The sequence below is a fragment of the Martelella sp. genome, assembly GCF_984369615.1.
On record NZ_CFHTCS010000081.1, the window covers coordinates 1 to 14,754 of the forward strand.

At 62.4% G+C, this 14,754-nt stretch carries 14 protein-coding genes and 1 tRNA gene; 8 read left to right on the top strand and 7 right to left on the bottom strand.

All coding sequences use genetic code 11. From position 1 onward, the window contains the following. Positions 1–381: 381 nt before the first annotated feature. Both AC5DC2_RS08915 and AC5DC2_RS08920 read right to left on the bottom strand, forming a co-directional pair. Positions 382–458: transfer RNA gene (locus AC5DC2_RS08915), tRNA-Arg, on the bottom strand. Between the two features lie 69 nt (positions 459–527). After that, positions 528–1,691, bottom strand: coding sequence for a M20 aminoacylase family protein (locus tag AC5DC2_RS08920; RefSeq protein WP_491698247.1), 1,164 nt, complete (start codon positions 1,689–1,691; stop codon positions 528–530). A gap of 146 nt (positions 1,692–1,837) precedes the next feature. Between AC5DC2_RS08920 and AC5DC2_RS08925 the strand changes: the two genes are divergently transcribed. Then, the gene (locus AC5DC2_RS08925; RefSeq protein WP_491698254.1) at positions 1,838–2,977 is read left to right on the top strand and encodes a D-alanyl-D-alanine carboxypeptidase family protein; all 1,140 of its coding nucleotides are present in this window, start codon (positions 1,838–1,840) and stop codon (positions 2,975–2,977) included. A 9-nt stretch (positions 2,978–2,986) separates the two neighbouring features. Then, positions 2,987–4,075 carry a CobW family GTP-binding protein gene (locus tag AC5DC2_RS08930; protein WP_491698248.1) on the top strand — a complete coding sequence of 363 codons (1,089 nt, stop codon included), beginning with the start codon at positions 2,987–2,989 and terminating at the stop codon, positions 4,073–4,075. Positions 4,076–4,125: 50 nt separating this feature from the next. Here AC5DC2_RS08930 and AC5DC2_RS08935 read toward each other — a convergent pair whose 3' ends face one another. The 4 genes from AC5DC2_RS08935 to AC5DC2_RS08950 all read right to left on the bottom strand — a co-directional run bounded on the left by AC5DC2_RS08935 (position 4,126) and on the right by AC5DC2_RS08950 (position 7,692). After that, positions 4,126–4,377, bottom strand: a complete 252-nt coding sequence (locus AC5DC2_RS08935; protein ID WP_024707812.1) for a sulfurtransferase TusA family protein — start codon at positions 4,375–4,377, stop codon at positions 4,126–4,128. Next, positions 4,374–5,561 carry a L,D-transpeptidase family protein gene (locus tag AC5DC2_RS08940; protein ID WP_491698249.1) on the bottom strand — a complete coding sequence of 396 codons (1,188 nt, stop codon included), beginning with the start codon at positions 5,559–5,561 and terminating at the stop codon, positions 4,374–4,376. Before AC5DC2_RS08940 ends, AC5DC2_RS08935 begins: the two co-directional genes overlap by 4 nt. A 157-nt stretch (positions 5,562–5,718) precedes the next feature. Next, on the bottom strand, positions 5,719–6,672 hold the full coding sequence (locus tag AC5DC2_RS08945) for an acetyl-CoA carboxylase carboxyltransferase subunit alpha (RefSeq protein ID WP_491698250.1): 954 nt from the start codon (positions 6,670–6,672) through the stop codon (positions 5,719–5,721). Positions 6,673–6,747: 75 nt separating this feature from the next. Next, a complete protein-coding gene (locus tag AC5DC2_RS08950) occupies positions 6,748–7,692 on the bottom strand; it encodes a site-specific tyrosine recombinase XerD (RefSeq protein WP_024707809.1) in 945 nt (314 codons plus the stop codon). Positions 7,693–7,786: 94 nt separating this feature from the next. Between AC5DC2_RS08950 and AC5DC2_RS08955 the strand changes: the two genes are divergently transcribed. From AC5DC2_RS08955 to AC5DC2_RS08965, 3 genes are read left to right on the top strand one after another with little or no spacing between them, the layout of a single operon-like run. Next, entirely contained in the window at positions 7,787–8,380 is a 594-nt protein-coding gene (locus AC5DC2_RS08955) for a shikimate kinase (protein WP_024707808.1), read from the top strand. Then, positions 8,370–9,500 (top strand): 3-dehydroquinate synthase, encoded by a 1,131-nt coding sequence (gene aroB / locus AC5DC2_RS08960; RefSeq protein ID WP_024707807.1) that lies wholly within the window; start codon positions 8,370–8,372, stop codon positions 9,498–9,500. The genes AC5DC2_RS08955 and aroB overlap by 11 nt, the downstream gene beginning before the upstream one ends. Then, positions 9,497–10,810, top strand: coding sequence for an HlyC/CorC family transporter (locus AC5DC2_RS08965; RefSeq protein ID WP_491698251.1), 1,314 nt, complete (start codon positions 9,497–9,499; stop codon positions 10,808–10,810). The genes aroB and AC5DC2_RS08965 overlap by 4 nt, the downstream gene beginning before the upstream one ends. 249 nt (positions 10,811–11,059) lie before the next feature. Here the strand turns inward: AC5DC2_RS08965 and AC5DC2_RS08970 are convergent, their stop codons facing one another. Next, positions 11,060–11,341: a BolA family protein gene (locus AC5DC2_RS08970; RefSeq protein WP_024707805.1), complete on the bottom strand. Its 282-nt coding sequence runs from the start codon at positions 11,339–11,341 to the stop codon at positions 11,060–11,062. Between the two features lie 119 nt (positions 11,342–11,460). Here AC5DC2_RS08970 and AC5DC2_RS08975 point away from each other — a divergent pair, with 119 nt between their 5' ends. The 3 genes from AC5DC2_RS08975 to cobT form a co-directional block, all read left to right on the top strand. Beyond that, positions 11,461–12,099, top strand: a complete 639-nt coding sequence (locus tag AC5DC2_RS08975; protein ID WP_024707804.1) for a J domain-containing protein — start codon at positions 11,461–11,463, stop codon at positions 12,097–12,099. A gap of 72 nt (positions 12,100–12,171) precedes the next feature. After that, positions 12,172–13,164, top strand: coding sequence for a cobaltochelatase subunit CobS (gene cobS / locus AC5DC2_RS08980; protein ID WP_491698252.1), 993 nt, complete (start codon positions 12,172–12,174; stop codon positions 13,162–13,164). 10 nt (positions 13,165–13,174) lie between these two features. Next, the coding region (gene cobT / locus AC5DC2_RS08985; RefSeq protein ID WP_491698253.1) for a cobaltochelatase subunit CobT at positions 13,175–14,754 on the top strand (1,580 nt) is incomplete at its 3' end.

The following is a 14,754-nucleotide window of genomic DNA, read 5'->3' on the forward strand; positions in this document are numbered from 1 at the left end:
ACACGCTGAAGCCCTACGGCGTCGAGGTCGACGGAACGTCGATCCGGCTTACCGACATCGCGTCCCTGAAGACACTCGCCAAACCCACGCCGTTGATCGACGACCCGAAGACCTGACGATACCCTTGTTCCGATCGCGCGCCAGATCTCGGGCTCAGGACGCAGGCTTGTTCCATCCGGTCGATGGTCCGCTCGAGGCCGCAGCCATGGCAAGGACGGTGCTCAAGGCAATGCCGGCGTCGACTCTCTCCAGCCGACCGACTTTTCGGCGCCGGAAACGCAGGCCACAGGCGAGACACCGCAAACCGCGATGCCCCTGCGGAACAGACCCCAGAGAGGCATAAAGCCACTCGTACAAACCATTGAAGCAAATACTGAAAAATGGTGATCCCGACGCGATTCGAACGCGTGACCCTCAGATTAGGAATCTGATGCTCTATCCTGCTGAGCTACGGGACCACTTGCCTCTCAATACAAAAGCCGAGGCCTCGTGAAAAGCCCCGATTTGCATCAATGCTGCGATGTTTCTCAGCCGGCGAGGCGTGCCTCGGCAAGCCGGACCCAATAGGACATGCCGTAGGGAAGCGCTTCGTCGTTGAAATCATATGCGGCATTGTGCAGTTCGGCCGTGTCGCCGTTGCCGATCAGGATGAAGGCGCCGGGCCGCGCTTCGAGCATGTAGGAGAAATCCTCCGCCGCCGTCCACGGCGCGAAATCGTCGGCCACCTTGTCCTCGCCGGCGACGGATTTTGCCGCGGCAAGGGCGTGAAACGTTTCCTCCGGGTGATTGACCGTCGGCGGGTAGTTGCGCGTGTAGGTCACCTCCGCCAGTCCCCCGTGGGAAAGCGCCGTCATCTCGGAAATCTCCCTGATCCGGCGCTCGGCGAGATCACGGTTTTCCGGCGTGAAGGAGCGGACCGTTCCGCCCAGTTCGGCCTCGCCGGAAATGACGTTATGGGCGAAGCCTGCGTGAAATTCCGTAATCGAGACGACGAGCGGGCTCACCGGATCGGCGTTTCGCGAAACGATCGTCTGCATCGCGTTGACGATCTGGCTGCCGATGATGATCGGGTCGACCGATTTCTGCGGCTGGGCCGCATGGCCGCCATCGCCCCTGATGAGGATCCTGAACTCGTCCGTCGCCGCCATGATGGGCCCGACGCGGGAGGCGAACCGGCCGACCGGCATGCCTGGATAATTGTGCATGCCGTAGACTTCCGCGATAGCGAAACGTTCCATCAGCCCGTCGTCGATCATCGCCTTGCCGCCGCCGCCGCCCTCTTCCGCCGGCTGGAAGATCAGCGCGATACGGCCGGCGAAATTGCGGGTTTCCGTCAGCAGTTTCGCAGCGCCCAGAAGCATGGCCATGTGGCCGTCATGGCCGCAGGCATGCATCCTGCCGTTTACCTTCGACGTCCAATCCCTGCCGCTCTTCTCGACGATCGGCAGCGCGTCCATATCGGCCCTGAGGCCGATCGTCCGGTCGCCTTCGCGGCTGCCGCGGATCACGCCCACGACGCCCGTCCCGCCGATCCCCTCGACAACCTCATCCACGCCGAAGGACCGCAATCGCGCGGCGACGAAGGCAGCCGTATTTTCGACATCATAGAGGAGTTCGGGATGCTGATGGAGAAACCGCCGCCATGTCGTGGCCTCGTCACGGATCTGGGCGGCACTGTTCAACACCGGCATTAAGCATACCCCTGCAATTTTCTAAAATTCATTGTAAAAGACGGTAATACATGTGGGACCGCGAAAGCGCGCGCACAAGGATTTCATCCTTCAAGGCGTATATCGATAGAGCGCATCAGGCAAGTGGAGACAGTTTCGTGTTGCAGATGACAAGACCCGCACAACGCCGGCTCCAAGGCCGGTTCCAGGGTCCGTTTCAGGCCCTGATCGCCCTGTGGCTGGTTGCGATAACGCTCGCCCTCGCGGCGGCGGCAGGTCCTGCGCGCGCCAGCCCCTATATCGTGGTCGATGCCAATACTGAGCGCGTGCTTGCCGCCGAGGAACCGTTCAAGCGCTGGTATCCGGCTTCGCTCGCCAAGCTGATGACCGCCTATCTTGTATTCGAAGACATGAAGGCCGGCCGCCTCGATCCGCAGGCCGCGATCACCTTCTCGGCGGCGGCGGCAAACGAGCCCGCCTCGAAGATGTATTTCGCGCCCGGCACGCGGGTCACCGTCGACACCGCGCTGAAGATGATGCTGGTGCATTCGGCCAATGATGCCGCGCGCGCCGTTGCCGAACACGCAATCGGCGGGCGCGAGGCCTTCGTCAAGCGGATGAACGAAACGGCGAAAGCACTCGGCATGACGGACACGCATTTCGTCAACGCCAACGGCATGAACTCGATGAGCAACCCCCAGCCCGGCCAGTACACGACCGCGCGCGACATGGCGGTCCTTGCCATCGCCATCGAGAAGACCTTTCCCGAATATCTCTATTATTTCACCATTCCGGGCATTGCCAGCGACAGCGGCAAATACCGCAACACCAATCTCCTCATCGGCAATTTCGACGGCGCGATCGGCATGAAGACCGGCTTCGTCTGCGCTTCCGGCTACAACCAGGTCTCGTTCGCAAAACGCAACGGCCGCGAGGTGGTCGCCGTCGCCTTCGGCGCGCCGAGCGTGCCCGCCCGCGCGGAAAAGGCCGCGGAACTGCTGCAGACCGGACTGACCACGGGCGACCGCGACGGGCCGCGGCTTGACAGCTACCTGCCGCCGGCCGCGCCCGACCGGCCTGTCGCCGACGTCACCAGCCAGATCTGCAGCGCGGAAGCAGCCGAAAACCGGGTGATCCTGCGCGACGACGACGGCAATCTGATGTTCTCCTCGCCCTATCTGAAGCCGCTTGTGAAAGAGTATCCGACCGTCGATGCCTATCGCCTGCCCAATGATACGGAAATGGCGGCATCGTCGCTCGAAAACCTGAGTTCCGTTCCCCTGCCCTATGCCCGCCCCGTGCAGTAGACGCATCCCATGTATAATCCCCCATCCCCCATACCCGTCTCGATCGTCACCGGCTTTCTCGGCGCCGGCAAGTCGACGCTGCTCAACCGCCTGCTGAAGGACCCGGCGCTCCAGGATGCCGCCGTCATCATCAACGAGTTCGGCGAGGTCGGCATCGATCATCTTCTGGTCCAGAGTTCCGGCGATTCGATCATCGAGCTGTCCAACGGGTGTCTTTGCTGCACGGTGCGCGGCGAACTGATCGACACGCTCGCCGATCTCCTCGACAGGATCCAGACGGAAAAGGTGAAGCCGGTCAGCCGGGTGATCATCGAGACCACGGGTCTCGCCGATCCTGTGCCCGTGCTGCTTGCCATCATGGCCCATCCGGCGATTGCCGCCGCCTTCCGCATAGACGGCGTCGTCACCCTCGTTGACGCTTTGACAGGCCCCGAGACCCTTTCCCGCCATGAAGAGGCCGCGCGCCAGGCAGCCGTCGCCGACCGGCTGGTCATTACAAAGACCGATCTTTCAGAACCCGAAGCGCGTGGTGATCTCGTGGAAAGCTTGAAGACGCTGAACCCGATGGCCGAGATCATGGATGCTTCCGACGCGGCCGCGTCCACGCCCGCGCTGCTGGTCAGCGGGCTTTTCGACGCTGCCCGCAAGAGCGCTTCCGTCGGCGAGTGGCTATCTGCGGAAAGAGATGGCGGCGCCCATCACCACCATCACCACGACGTCAACCGGCATGGCGCGCACATCCGGGCCTTTGCGCTCACGGCCGGCAGGCTGGCATCGCCGGCGGTCATCGCGGCTTTCCAGCACCGGCTCGCCGCCGAATACGGTGACAGACTGCTGCGGCTGAAGGGCGTGGTGGCGCTTGCCGGCGACGACCGGCCGCTCGTGGTTCACGGCGTGCGCGACACGGTCTATCCCGCAACCCGGCTTGAGGCATGGGAGGAAACGCCGGCAACGCGTCTTGTCGTGATCACCAGCGATCTCGCGGAAACCGCGGTGCGGGAGCTGTTCGAGACCTATCTCGACCGGCCGGGCATCGACCGGCCAGACCGGACGGCGCTCGAAGACAACCCGCTTTCGGCCTTCGGCTTCAAATACTAGAGCGCCTTGCGTCTATTCGGACGCACAAGGGACGCTCTAACCTATTGAATCTACGCATCGTGCTTTCCGCGTTCGATCACAAAGCGGTGGCCGGTTTGCGTCGTTTCCGAAGCGATCAACCGGTGGCCGTTCTCATTGCACAAATGCGGAATATCGATCACGGCCAGCGGATCGCTGGTCTCGATCGCCAGCACCGCGCCCGGCGCAAGTCGGGCCAGGCGCTTCCCGGCCTTCAACGCAGGCAGCGGGCATTTCAGCCCGCGAAGATCATAGACATCCGCTGTCCGTCCGGCCGCGCTCACCAGAACTTCCAGAAGGGCTTGTCCTTCTTCTGCGGCTCCTCCGCATAGGCCGCCATCGGGCTTCTCTGCGGGATCGGCACATCGGAGACGGCCGGCATCTCGGCGGGCGCGTCAGGGATGGCGGCGGTCTGGGTCGCGGTGTCGACTTCAGGCGTTTCCAGCGGGCCGTATTTCGTCAGACGGTACTGCTCGATCGTGACGTAGCGACCGGCCTCGAGCGAGGAGCCCGTCGGCTGGTAGAGCGGATCGGTCGGGTCCTCGCGCTTGTCGGCAACGAGGGCCTTGCGCTCCGCCTCGCTCGGATCAAGCCAGACCTTGTCGTCATTCTTCGCCAGCGCCTTTTCGAAAGCGTCCTGGTAATCGGTGCGGTAGTCGGCCAGCGCCATCATGTATTGCGAGGGGATATTGGAGGCAAGCGCCGGGCAGGACTGGTCGGAGGCAAGCGACCCGCCATTGGCGGGATCCTTGTTGAAGACGTATTTGCCGCCGCAGACATCGACATCGGGAACCTGCCTGGTCACTTCGAAATAGTCATAGCCCTCCTTCAGCATCTGCCAGAAGGGATAGTTCTCGTTGAAGCGGTGGCGCACCATGTTTTCCGCGGTCATGCGGAAGGGATAGGCCTGCAGCATGATCGCCTGCTGGCCGCCGGAAAAGGCGTCGCGGGCAAAAGCGAAGATCTCGAGGATCTGCTCGTCGGTCATCGAATAGCAGCCGCGCGAGGAGCAGGCGCCATGGATCATCAGGTCGGACCCGGTCAGCCTGTTGGCGCGGTCGTAGCGGTTCGGATATCCGGTATTGATGGCGAGGAAATACTGGGAATAGGGGTTGAGAAGCCCCTTGGACAGCGGATAGAAGCCCTCGGGCGCCTGGCGGTCGCCTTCCTTCTTCTTCGGGCCGAGCTTGCCGGACCAGGCGCAGATCTCGTAGGTTTCGAGCTCGCCATAGGTGCCGTCGCGCTTCTGCTTCCAGATCTCGAGAATGCCCTCTTCCTTGAAGATCCGGATGGTGATCGGCGCGAGCTTGTCCATGTCCTGGGCGCGCATCTTTGCGACCATGGCAGATGGCAAAGCGTAGTTCATCTTCTCCTGCACGGTGGAGAAGTCGGTACTGTCGAAAAAGCTGTTGCAGCCCGTCAGCGCCAGTGTGGCGAAAACCATGGGGGCCAGGACGTTCAAACGCATGGATAGAACCTGCCGGATTTTGCCTCGAAACGCAACGTCTCGGCCGTTGCGCGATCAATGATCATAATGCACAGCCAAACTTCAAGAAAGCGTTAACCGTTTCAGAGGCCCCGCGCAACCGGGCGTCTCCTCACCTTTCCGGCATTGCCGCAGGGGTCTAGAGATTGCGTCCGATCGCGAGGAACTTCTGCCGCCGCTCGTTGCGGACCTCATCCGCCGACAGGCCGTCGAATTCTGCGAGCCCTTCGGCGATCTGGTCGCCCGAGGCGTCGATTACCGTTTCCGCGTTGCGGTGCGCGCCGCCCACCGGCTCGGCAATGATCTCGTCAACCACGCCGAAGTCCTTGAGGTCGTGTGCGGTGATCTTCATGTTCGTCGCCGCTTCCTTGGCGCGGGCGGAATCGCGCCACAGGATCGAGGCGGCCCCCTCGGGCGAGATTACCGAATAGATTGCGTGCTCCAGCATGTAGACGCGGTTTGCGGCGGCAATGGCGATCGCGCCGCCGGACATGCCCTCGCCGATCACCAGCGTGATCATCGGCACGCCGATCCGCAGGCACATCTGGGTCGAACGGGCGATCGCCTCGGCCTGGCCGCGCTCCTCGGCGCCGATGCCGGGATAAGCCCCCTGGGTGTCGACCACGGAAATGACCGGCAGGTTGAACCGGTCGGCAAGCTCCATCACCCGGATCGCCTTGCGATAGCCTTCCGGACGCGGCATGCCGAAATTGTGCTTCAGCCGGCTTTTGGTGTCATGGCCCTTCTCCTCGCCGATGACGGCGACGGGGCGTCCGCGAAAACGCGCGAGACCGGCCTGGATGGCGGCGTCCTCGCCGAAATTACGGTCGCCGGCGAGCGTGGTGAAGTCGGTGAACAGGCGCTTGGCATAGTCGACGAAATGCGGGCGCTGCGGATGGCGGGCAACCTGCGCCTTCTGCCAGGGCGAAAGCTTTGCGTAGATGTCGTTCATCGCCTCGCTGACGCGGGTTTCGAGACGCGCGATCTCCTCGGAGGTGTCGATGCTCTCGCCTTCGGAAGCGAGCTTCTTCAACTCGATAATCTTGGCTTCCAGATCGGAAATCGGCCTTTCGAAATCGAGATAGCTGTACATTGTCGAACTTTCCGTGGGTTAACTGACGCGCCCGGGCCGCCGCCCTTGAGGCTTTCTCTTTCAATTTAGTGCCGCTTATTCCCGTTTTTTAGCATGTTTTGCAAGGGGGTGATGCATTTCCACCAGTTCGCGCAACCGTTCTTCCAGCACATGGGTGTAGATCTGCGTGGTCGATATATCGGAATGGCCGAGCATTTCCTGCACCGCGCGCAGGTCCGCGCCGTTTTGCAGGAGATGGCTGGCGAAGGCGTGGCGCAGCACGTGCGGGGAGATTGTCGCGGTCCTCAGACCGGCCCTTGCCGCAAGCCCCTTGAGGTCGCGGGCAAAGACCTGACGCGGCAGATGACCGCTCGCACTCCGTGAGGCGAAAAGATGGGGATTGTCATCGCCCGTTTCGTCCGCGCGCGCCTTGCGCTCGGCGTCGAAGGCCATAAGCGCTGCGTGGGCGCGCACCGAGAGCGGCACTGCGCGCTCCTTGTTGCCCTTGCCGCGAATGGTCAGGAACCGCTGGCTGGGCTTCAGCGCGCCGGCCGGCAGCGTGACCAGTTCGGAGACCCGCATGCCGCTGGCATAAAGCGTTTCCAGAAGGGCGGCCATACGCATGCGCTCGAATTGCCCCGGCCCGGGCTCACGGGCCTCAAGCGCCGCCCGTTCCAGAAGCCTGTCGACATCCCTGACCGAGAGCGTCTTCGGCAAGGGACGCGCCTTTTTCGGCGCATCGATCACGCCCGTCGGATCATCCGCGCGCAGGCCCTCGCCATAGAGAAACCGGTAGAACTGGCGCAGTGCCGAAAGCCTTCGCGACTGGGAACTTGCGGCGAAGCCGCGTTTGCCGAGGGCCGAGAGATAGGCGGTGATGTCGGCGCTTGTCGCGTTGTCGGCGGCAATGCCGCAATCGATCAGGAAATCGCGAAAATCGTCGAGGTCACGCTGATAGGCGGCAAGCGTGTTGGTGGCCGCGCCGCGTTCGGCGCTCAGCATTTCGATGAAGGCTTCGATGTGGGCGCCCGAAAGGTCCAATGATGTAATCCGTGTTGAAACCCTAAATATTCGACGCTCGGCTTGACGCCCTTCCGGCATTTGCCGATACGTGACTGAAAAGAATGGGCGCAATATGAACGCAAAGCAAGATACGGGCAAAACGGGACTGAGGGACAGGGCGCTTGCCGGGCTTGCCGGCCGCAACCTGATCCTCGTCGGCCTGATGGGCGCGGGCAAGAGCGCGATCGGCAAGCTTGTCGCCAATGCGCTCGGCCTGCCCTATGTCGACACCGACCACGAAATCGAGGCGGCCGCGCGCATGACGATTTCCGACCTCTTCGCCCAATATGGCGAGCCGGAATTCCGCGCGCTGGAAACCAGGGTGATCGAACGCATTCTCGCCGAGGGGCCGGCGATCGTATCGACCGGCGGCGGCGCCTTCATCAATCCCGACAACCGCGAACTGATTTCCCGTTCCGGCCTTTCGATGTGGCTGAAGGCGGACCTCGAGACGCTTTGGGACAGGGTGCGACGCCGCCAGACAAGGCCGCTTCTGAAGACCGAAAATCCGAAGCAGACGCTGAAAGACCTGATGGACAAGCGCTATCCGGTCTATGCCGAGGCGGACATGACCGTTCTTTCGCGCAATGTCCGTAAGGAAACGGTGATGCGCGACGTGCTGAAGGCCCTGGCGGCCCTTGACGGAGGAAATACGCGTGAAGAGTAAAGAGACTGCCGACAAGCGGATCGTTCGCGTTGATCTTGGCGATCGTTCCTACGACATATTGATCGGATCCGGCCTGCTGCAAAGCGCCGGCGGCGAGACGCTCGCCCGGCTTGACTGCCGCAAGGCGGCCATCATCACCGACGCCCATGTCGCGCCCCGCTATCTCGACATGCTCACCGAGAGCCTGCAGACCGACGGCATCGAAACCTTCTCGCTGACGCTTGCCGCGGGAGAGAAGACCAAAAGCTTCGAAAACCTCCACACCGCCGTCGATTTCATCCTCGATGCCCGGATCGAGCGCTCGGACGCCGTGATCGCGCTCGGCGGCGGCGTGATCGGGGATCTGGCGGGCTTTGCAGCGGCGATCGTACGCCGGGGCGTGCATTTCATACAGGTTCCGACCTCGCTTCTCGCGCAGGTGGATTCCTCGGTCGGCGGCAAGACCGGCATCAACACCCGCCAGGGCAAGAACCTCGTCGGCGCCTTCCACCAGCCGCATCTGGTGCTCGCCGATACCGATACGCTCGACACGCTCTCGCCGCGCGAATTTGCAGCCGGTTATGCCGAGGTGGTCAAATACGGGTTGATCGACCAACCCGATTTCTTCCACTGGCTGGAAAAGAACCGAAAGGCCGTCTTCGCAGGCGGCGCGGAGCGGGCGGAGGCGATCGCGCGGTCCTGCGCGGCAAAAGCCGCCGTCGTTGCCGCCGACGAACATGAGAACGGCGTGCGCGCGCTGTTGAACCTCGGTCATACATTCGGCCATGCGCTGGAGCGAGCAACCGGCTATGACAGCGCCCGGCTTGTCCATGGCGAGGGCGTTGCCATCGGCATGGTGCTGGCGCACGAATTTTCCGCGCGCATGAACCTGGCAAGCCCGGACGACGCCAAACGGGTTACCGCGCATCTGAAGGATGCCGGGCTTCCCACCGCGCTCGGTGATATTGACGGCGAGCTGCCGCCGCCCGATATATTGATGGATGCAATCGGGCAGGACAAAAAGGTAAAGGGCGGGAAACTGACCTTCATTCTGACGCGCGGCATAGGCGAGGCCTTTATCGCCGACGATGTACCGCCGTCAGAGGTGCTGGCATTCCTGACGGAAAAACAAGCGCAATGACGTTGAGCGATCTATCGCATTTCTTCGCCGAATACTGGGGACTGATGGCCACGATCGTCGGGCTGATCGTCGTTTCGGCATTCTTTTCCGGCTCGGAGACGGCTCTGACGGCCGTTTCCAGGGCGCGGATGCACACGCTTGAGCAGCAGGGCGACAAACGCGCCGGTTTCGTCAATGTTATGATCAACCGCCGCGACCGCCTGATCGGCGCGCTTCTGATCGGCAACAACCTGGTCAACATTCTCGCCTCGTCGCTGACGACAACGCTTTTCCTCAGCATTTTCGGTGCCAACGGCGTGGCCTATGCGACGCTGATCATGACCACGCTTCTGGTCGTCTTCGCCGAGGTTCTGCCGAAAAGCTGGGCGATTTCCGCGACAGACCGGTTCGCGCTCGCCGTTGCACCGCTGGTGCGCGTTCTGTTCTTCGTCATCGGCCCGCTGTCCAGCCTCGTCAACATGATCGTGCGTGCGATCCTCGGCGTTTTCGGCGTGACGCTGACCAAGGGCACCGAAATGCTGACCGCCCATGACGAGATCCGCGGCGCCGTCGACCTGTTGCACCGCGAGGGTTCCGTGATCAAGGCCGACCGCGACCGGCTCGGCGGCGTGCTCGACCTTGGAGAACTCGAAGTTTCCGACGTGATGATCCACCGCACGGCCATGCGCGCGGTCAATGCCGACGACCCGCCGGAAGCGGCGGTCAAGACCGTGCTGGAAAGCCCCTATACGCGGCTTCCCGTCTGGCGCGGGTCGATCGACAACATCATTGGCGTCGTTCATTCCAAGGACCTGTCGCGGGCGCTCGCCGAGCCGCATGCGGCGCCCTCGACAATCGACATCGTCAAGGTGGCGCAGAAGCCGTGGTTCGTGCCCGATAGCACCAATCTGAAGGACCAGCTCAACGCCTTTCTGCGCCGCAAGGTGCATATCGCCGTCGTCGTCGACGAATATGGCGAGGTGCAGGGCATCGTCACGCTGGAAGACATTCTGGAGGAAATCGTCGGCGACATTTCCGACGAGCACGATCTGGAGATTTCCGGCGTGCAGCAGGAAGCCGACGGCTCGATCGTCGTGGACGGCACGGTTCCGATCCGCGATCTCAACCGCGCGCTCGACTGGAACCTGCCGGACGAAGAGGCCACCACAATCGCCGGTCTCGTTATCCATGAAAGCCAGACGATCCCGGAAGAACGCCAGTCGTTCACCTTCTACGGCAAGCGCTTCATCGTGATGAAGCGCGAGAAGAACCGGATTACAAAGCTCAGGATCCGTCCGCTTGGCGGGGCAGCCGCATCGCCGGCGGAATAAGGTTTGGGGCATGGCTAAACACCTCAGCGTGTTGGCGAACCTCTAGCCCCTCTCCACGTCATCCTCGGGCTTGTCCCGAGGATCTATCCACCTGTCCATCCGAGCGGAGTTACCATCGCGCAACGCATTGTCACACCTATTCGACACGCCCGCCGCGTGCTGACGTGATCAGATGCTCGGGACAAGCCCGAGCATGACGGCGGAGAATGGGGCTGGCTTGTCGGCAGTCAGGGCCTGCTAAACGTCCCATCACCAGCGCGTCTTCTCACCCGGCGCGGCCGCTTCGATGGCGAGTGCATGCAGTCCGTTTTCGATTTCGCCGGCGAGCGCCTCATTGACGGCACGATGTCGTGCCACTCGGCTTAGTCCTTCGAACTTGTCGGAGACGATCCGAATCCTTAAATGGGTGATTTCGGGGGCATCCGGCTCATCATAGTGCCCGGCATGCTGGGCACTTTCATCCATAAGCACCAGCCGTTCGGGGTTGAAGAGGCTTTTCAGCCTGGTTTCGATTTCGGCGGTTGACGACACTGTCTGCTCCTGATCTGTCCCTGTTTCGCGCGCCAGCGCGTTAACGGTTCAGGAAGCCAGTAAGAAATCCCGTTGTCAATTCTTGTTGTGGCGGGATCACAAGGTCATAATCGAGCGCCATGAATCTTGACTCCAAATATTTCGATCGTCTGCGCACCAAACGCAAGCGCCCGGCATCTGCCAAGGCCGAGTCCGAAGCCGCTGCCGCCGTCTGCCAATGGGACGGCTGCAACAAGCCCGCAAAACACCGCGCACCCGTCGGCCGCAATGCCGAGGGGCAGTTCTTCATGTTCTGCTTCGAACATGTGAAGGCCTACAACAAGGGCTACAATTATTTCGACGGCCTGTCCGACGGCGAGATCGCCCGCTACCAGAAGGAAGCGCTGACCGGCCATCGTCCCACCTGGACCGTCGGCGTCAACGGCGCGGCGCGCAAGACGCCGCTCAACGGCTCGAAAAAGGCCGGCAACACCGCGTCATTTTCGCGCATGCGCGATCCCTTCGGCTTTGTCGATGACGGCAAGGAGGGCGCGCCCAGACGGCCGCGCCACCAGCGCAAGCTGAAAACGCTGGAATCGAAAGCCTTCGACACGCTGGGCCTCACCGCGGAGGCAACGCCCGACGACATCAAGAAACAGTACAAGGCTCTGGTCAAGAAGCACCATCCCGACGCCAATGGCGGCGACCGCGGCTCGGAGGAAACTTTTCGTGCCGTGGTGCAGGCATACCAATTGTTAAAGCAGTCCGGCTTCTGCTAGACCGTTTTTGACCGAAAGAGCAGCACAGACGTTTGAGCGGCGCTTTTTGAGAAAGGCCGCGCTGGAGACATGATGAGCAAGATTGAACTGGACTATTCCAACGCACCGGATACGACGGTTTCGGTTCGCGAAACATTTGGTATCGATGTCGACCTGACCGTTCCCGCCTATTCGGCGGACGACCCTTACGTGCCGGACATCGACCCCGACTACCTTTTCGATCGCGATACCACGCTCGCCATTCTCGCAGGCTTTGCCCACAACCGCCGCGTCATGGTCTCCGGCTATCACGGCACCGGCAAGTCGACCCATATCGAACAGGTCGCCGCGCGCCTGAAATGGCCGTGCGTGCGCGTCAATCTCGACAGCCATGTCAGCCGTATCGACCTTGTCGGCAAGGATGCGATCGTCGTGCGCGATGGCCTGCAGGTCACCGAATTCAAGGACGGCATCCTGCCCTGGGCCTATCAGCACAATGTCGCGCTCGTTTTCGACGAATACGACGCCGGCCGCCCGGACGTGATGTTCGTGATCCAGCGCGTGCTGGAAAGCTCCGGCCGCCTGACGTTGCTCGACCAGAGCCGCGTCATCAGCCCCCACCCGGCCTTCCGCCTGTTTGCCACCGCCAACACGGTCGGCCTCGGCGATACGACCGGGCTCTATCACGGCACGCAGCAGATCAACCAGGCGCAGATGGACCGCTGGTCGCTGGTGACCACGCTCAACTATCTGCCGCATGAACAGGAAGTCGCGATCATCCTCGCCAAGGTGAAGAGCTTTGCCGCCAGCGAGGAAGGTCGCGAGACGATCTCCAACATGGTGCGCGTCGCCGATCTCACCCGTTCGGCCTTTGTCAATGGCGATCTTTCCACCGTCATGAGCCCGCGCACCGTGATCAACTGGGCGGAGAACGCGGAAATCTTCGGCGATGTCGGCTTTGCCTTCCGCGTCACCTTCCTCAACAAGTGCGACGAACTCGAGCGCACGCTGGTCGCCGAGCAGTATCAGCGCGCCTTCGGCGAGGAGCTGAAGGAAAGCGCCGCCAACGTCGTCATCAGCGCCTGAGGAAAAACCCATGGCCGGCCCCGGCGACAATCGAAAGACCAACCCGCACGCGCCTGTGGATCTCGAACCGCTGCACCGCGCCGTTTCCGGCTGCGTGCGCGCGATTTCGGGCGACCGGGAGGCCGAGGTCGTCTTCTCGCGCGACCGGCCGGGCATGAGCGGCAGCCAGATTCGCCTGCCGGAATTCTCCAAGCGTCCAACGGCAAGCGAGCTTGCCGTTGTCCGCGGGCTTGGCGATTCCATGGCGCTTAGAATGGCCTGCCACAATCCGGTGACGCATGCGCAGATGGCGCCGAGCGGCAGCGATGCCCAGGCGATCTTCGACGCGGTCGAACAGGCGCGGGTGGATTCGATCGGCGCCAAGCGCATGCCGGGCATGGCGCGGAACCTTGCCGCCATGCATGCGGAGAAATACGACAAGGCCAATTTCGCCGCGATCGACCGCAAGGAGGACGCCCCGGTCTCCGAGGCCGTGGCGATGCTGGTGCGCGAGAAGCTTTCGGGCGAAAAGCCGCCGGAATCAGCCGGTCAGGTGCTGGACTTCTGGCGCGATTTCATCGAACAGAAAGCCTCCGTCGATCTCGACAGGCTGGCCGAGACAATCGACGACCAGCATGCCTTCGCCCGCACGATCCGCTCGATCCTCTCCTCCATGGAACTCGCCGACGACTATTCGGACGAGGACATGGAAAGCGAGAACGAGGAGGAAAACATCTCCGACGAGGAGCAGCCGCGTTCCGAACGCCAGAATGACGAGCAGTTCGACGAGGATGCCGGCAATGATTCGGCGCCTGCCGATGAAAGCGACGACAGCGACGAGGAGATGGACCAGGGCGAACTCGACGGCGCGGAAGTGGCCGATACCGAGCTCGACGAGGATGCCGACCCAGATAGCGAGGTCGCCGGCGAGACCAAGCGCCCGAATACCCCCTTCGACGACCTGAACGAGAAGGTCGACTACAAGGTCTTCACGGAAGAGTTCGACGAGGAGATCAGAGCCGAGGAGCTTTGCGACCAGGAAGAGCTGCAGCGCCTGCGCGGCTATCTCGACAAGCAGCTTGCCCATCTTCAGGGCGCCGTCGGAAGGCTCGCCAACCGCATGCAGCGCCGGCTGATGGCCAAGCAGAACCGCTCCTGGGATTTCGATCTCGAGGAGGGTTACCTCGATACCGCCCGCCTGCCGCGCATGGTTATTGACCCGATGCAGCCGCTTTCCTTCAAGATGGAGCGCGATACCCAGTTCCGCGACACGGTGGTTTCGCTGCTGATCGACAATTCCGGTTCGATGCGCGGCCGCCCGATCACGGTTGCGGCCACCTGCGGCGACATTCTCGCGCGCACGCTGGAACGCTGCGGCGTCAAGGTCGAGATCCTCGGCTTCACGACAAAGGCCTGGAAGGGCGGACAAAGCCGCGAGAAATGGCTGGAGGAGGGCAAGCCGGCGACGCCCGGTCGCCTCAACGACCTGCGCCACATCATCTACAAATCCGCCGACAGCCCCTGGCGGCGCTCGCGCGCCAATCTCGGCCTGATGATGCGCGAGGGCCTGCTGAAGGAAAACATCGACGGCGAGGCGCTGATCTGGGCCCA

Coding starts and splice junctions, on each gene's coding strand:
- AC5DC2_RS08920 (WP_491698247.1), bottom strand. CDS start 1,691: ATGCCGGTGTTGAACAGTGCCGCCCAGATCCGTGACGAGGCCACGACA.
- AC5DC2_RS08925 (WP_491698254.1), top strand. CDS start 1,838: ATGACAAGACCCGCACAACGCCGGCTCCAAGGCCGGTTCCAGGGTCCG.
- AC5DC2_RS08930 (WP_491698248.1), top strand. CDS start 2,987: ATGTATAATCCCCCATCCCCCATACCCGTCTCGATCGTCACCGGCTTT.
- AC5DC2_RS08940 (WP_491698249.1), bottom strand. CDS start 5,561: ATGCGTTTGAACGTCCTGGCCCCCATGGTTTTCGCCACACTGGCGCTG.
- AC5DC2_RS08945 (WP_491698250.1), bottom strand. CDS start 6,672: ATGTACAGCTATCTCGATTTCGAAAGGCCGATTTCCGATCTGGAAGCC.
- AC5DC2_RS08955 (WP_024707808.1), top strand. CDS start 7,787: ATGAACGCAAAGCAAGATACGGGCAAAACGGGACTGAGGGACAGGGCG.
- AC5DC2_RS08965 (WP_491698251.1), top strand. CDS start 9,497: ATGACGTTGAGCGATCTATCGCATTTCTTCGCCGAATACTGGGGACTG.
- AC5DC2_RS08975 (WP_024707804.1), top strand. CDS start 11,461: ATGAATCTTGACTCCAAATATTTCGATCGTCTGCGCACCAAACGCAAG.
- cobS (WP_491698252.1), top strand. CDS start 12,172: ATGAGCAAGATTGAACTGGACTATTCCAACGCACCGGATACGACGGTT.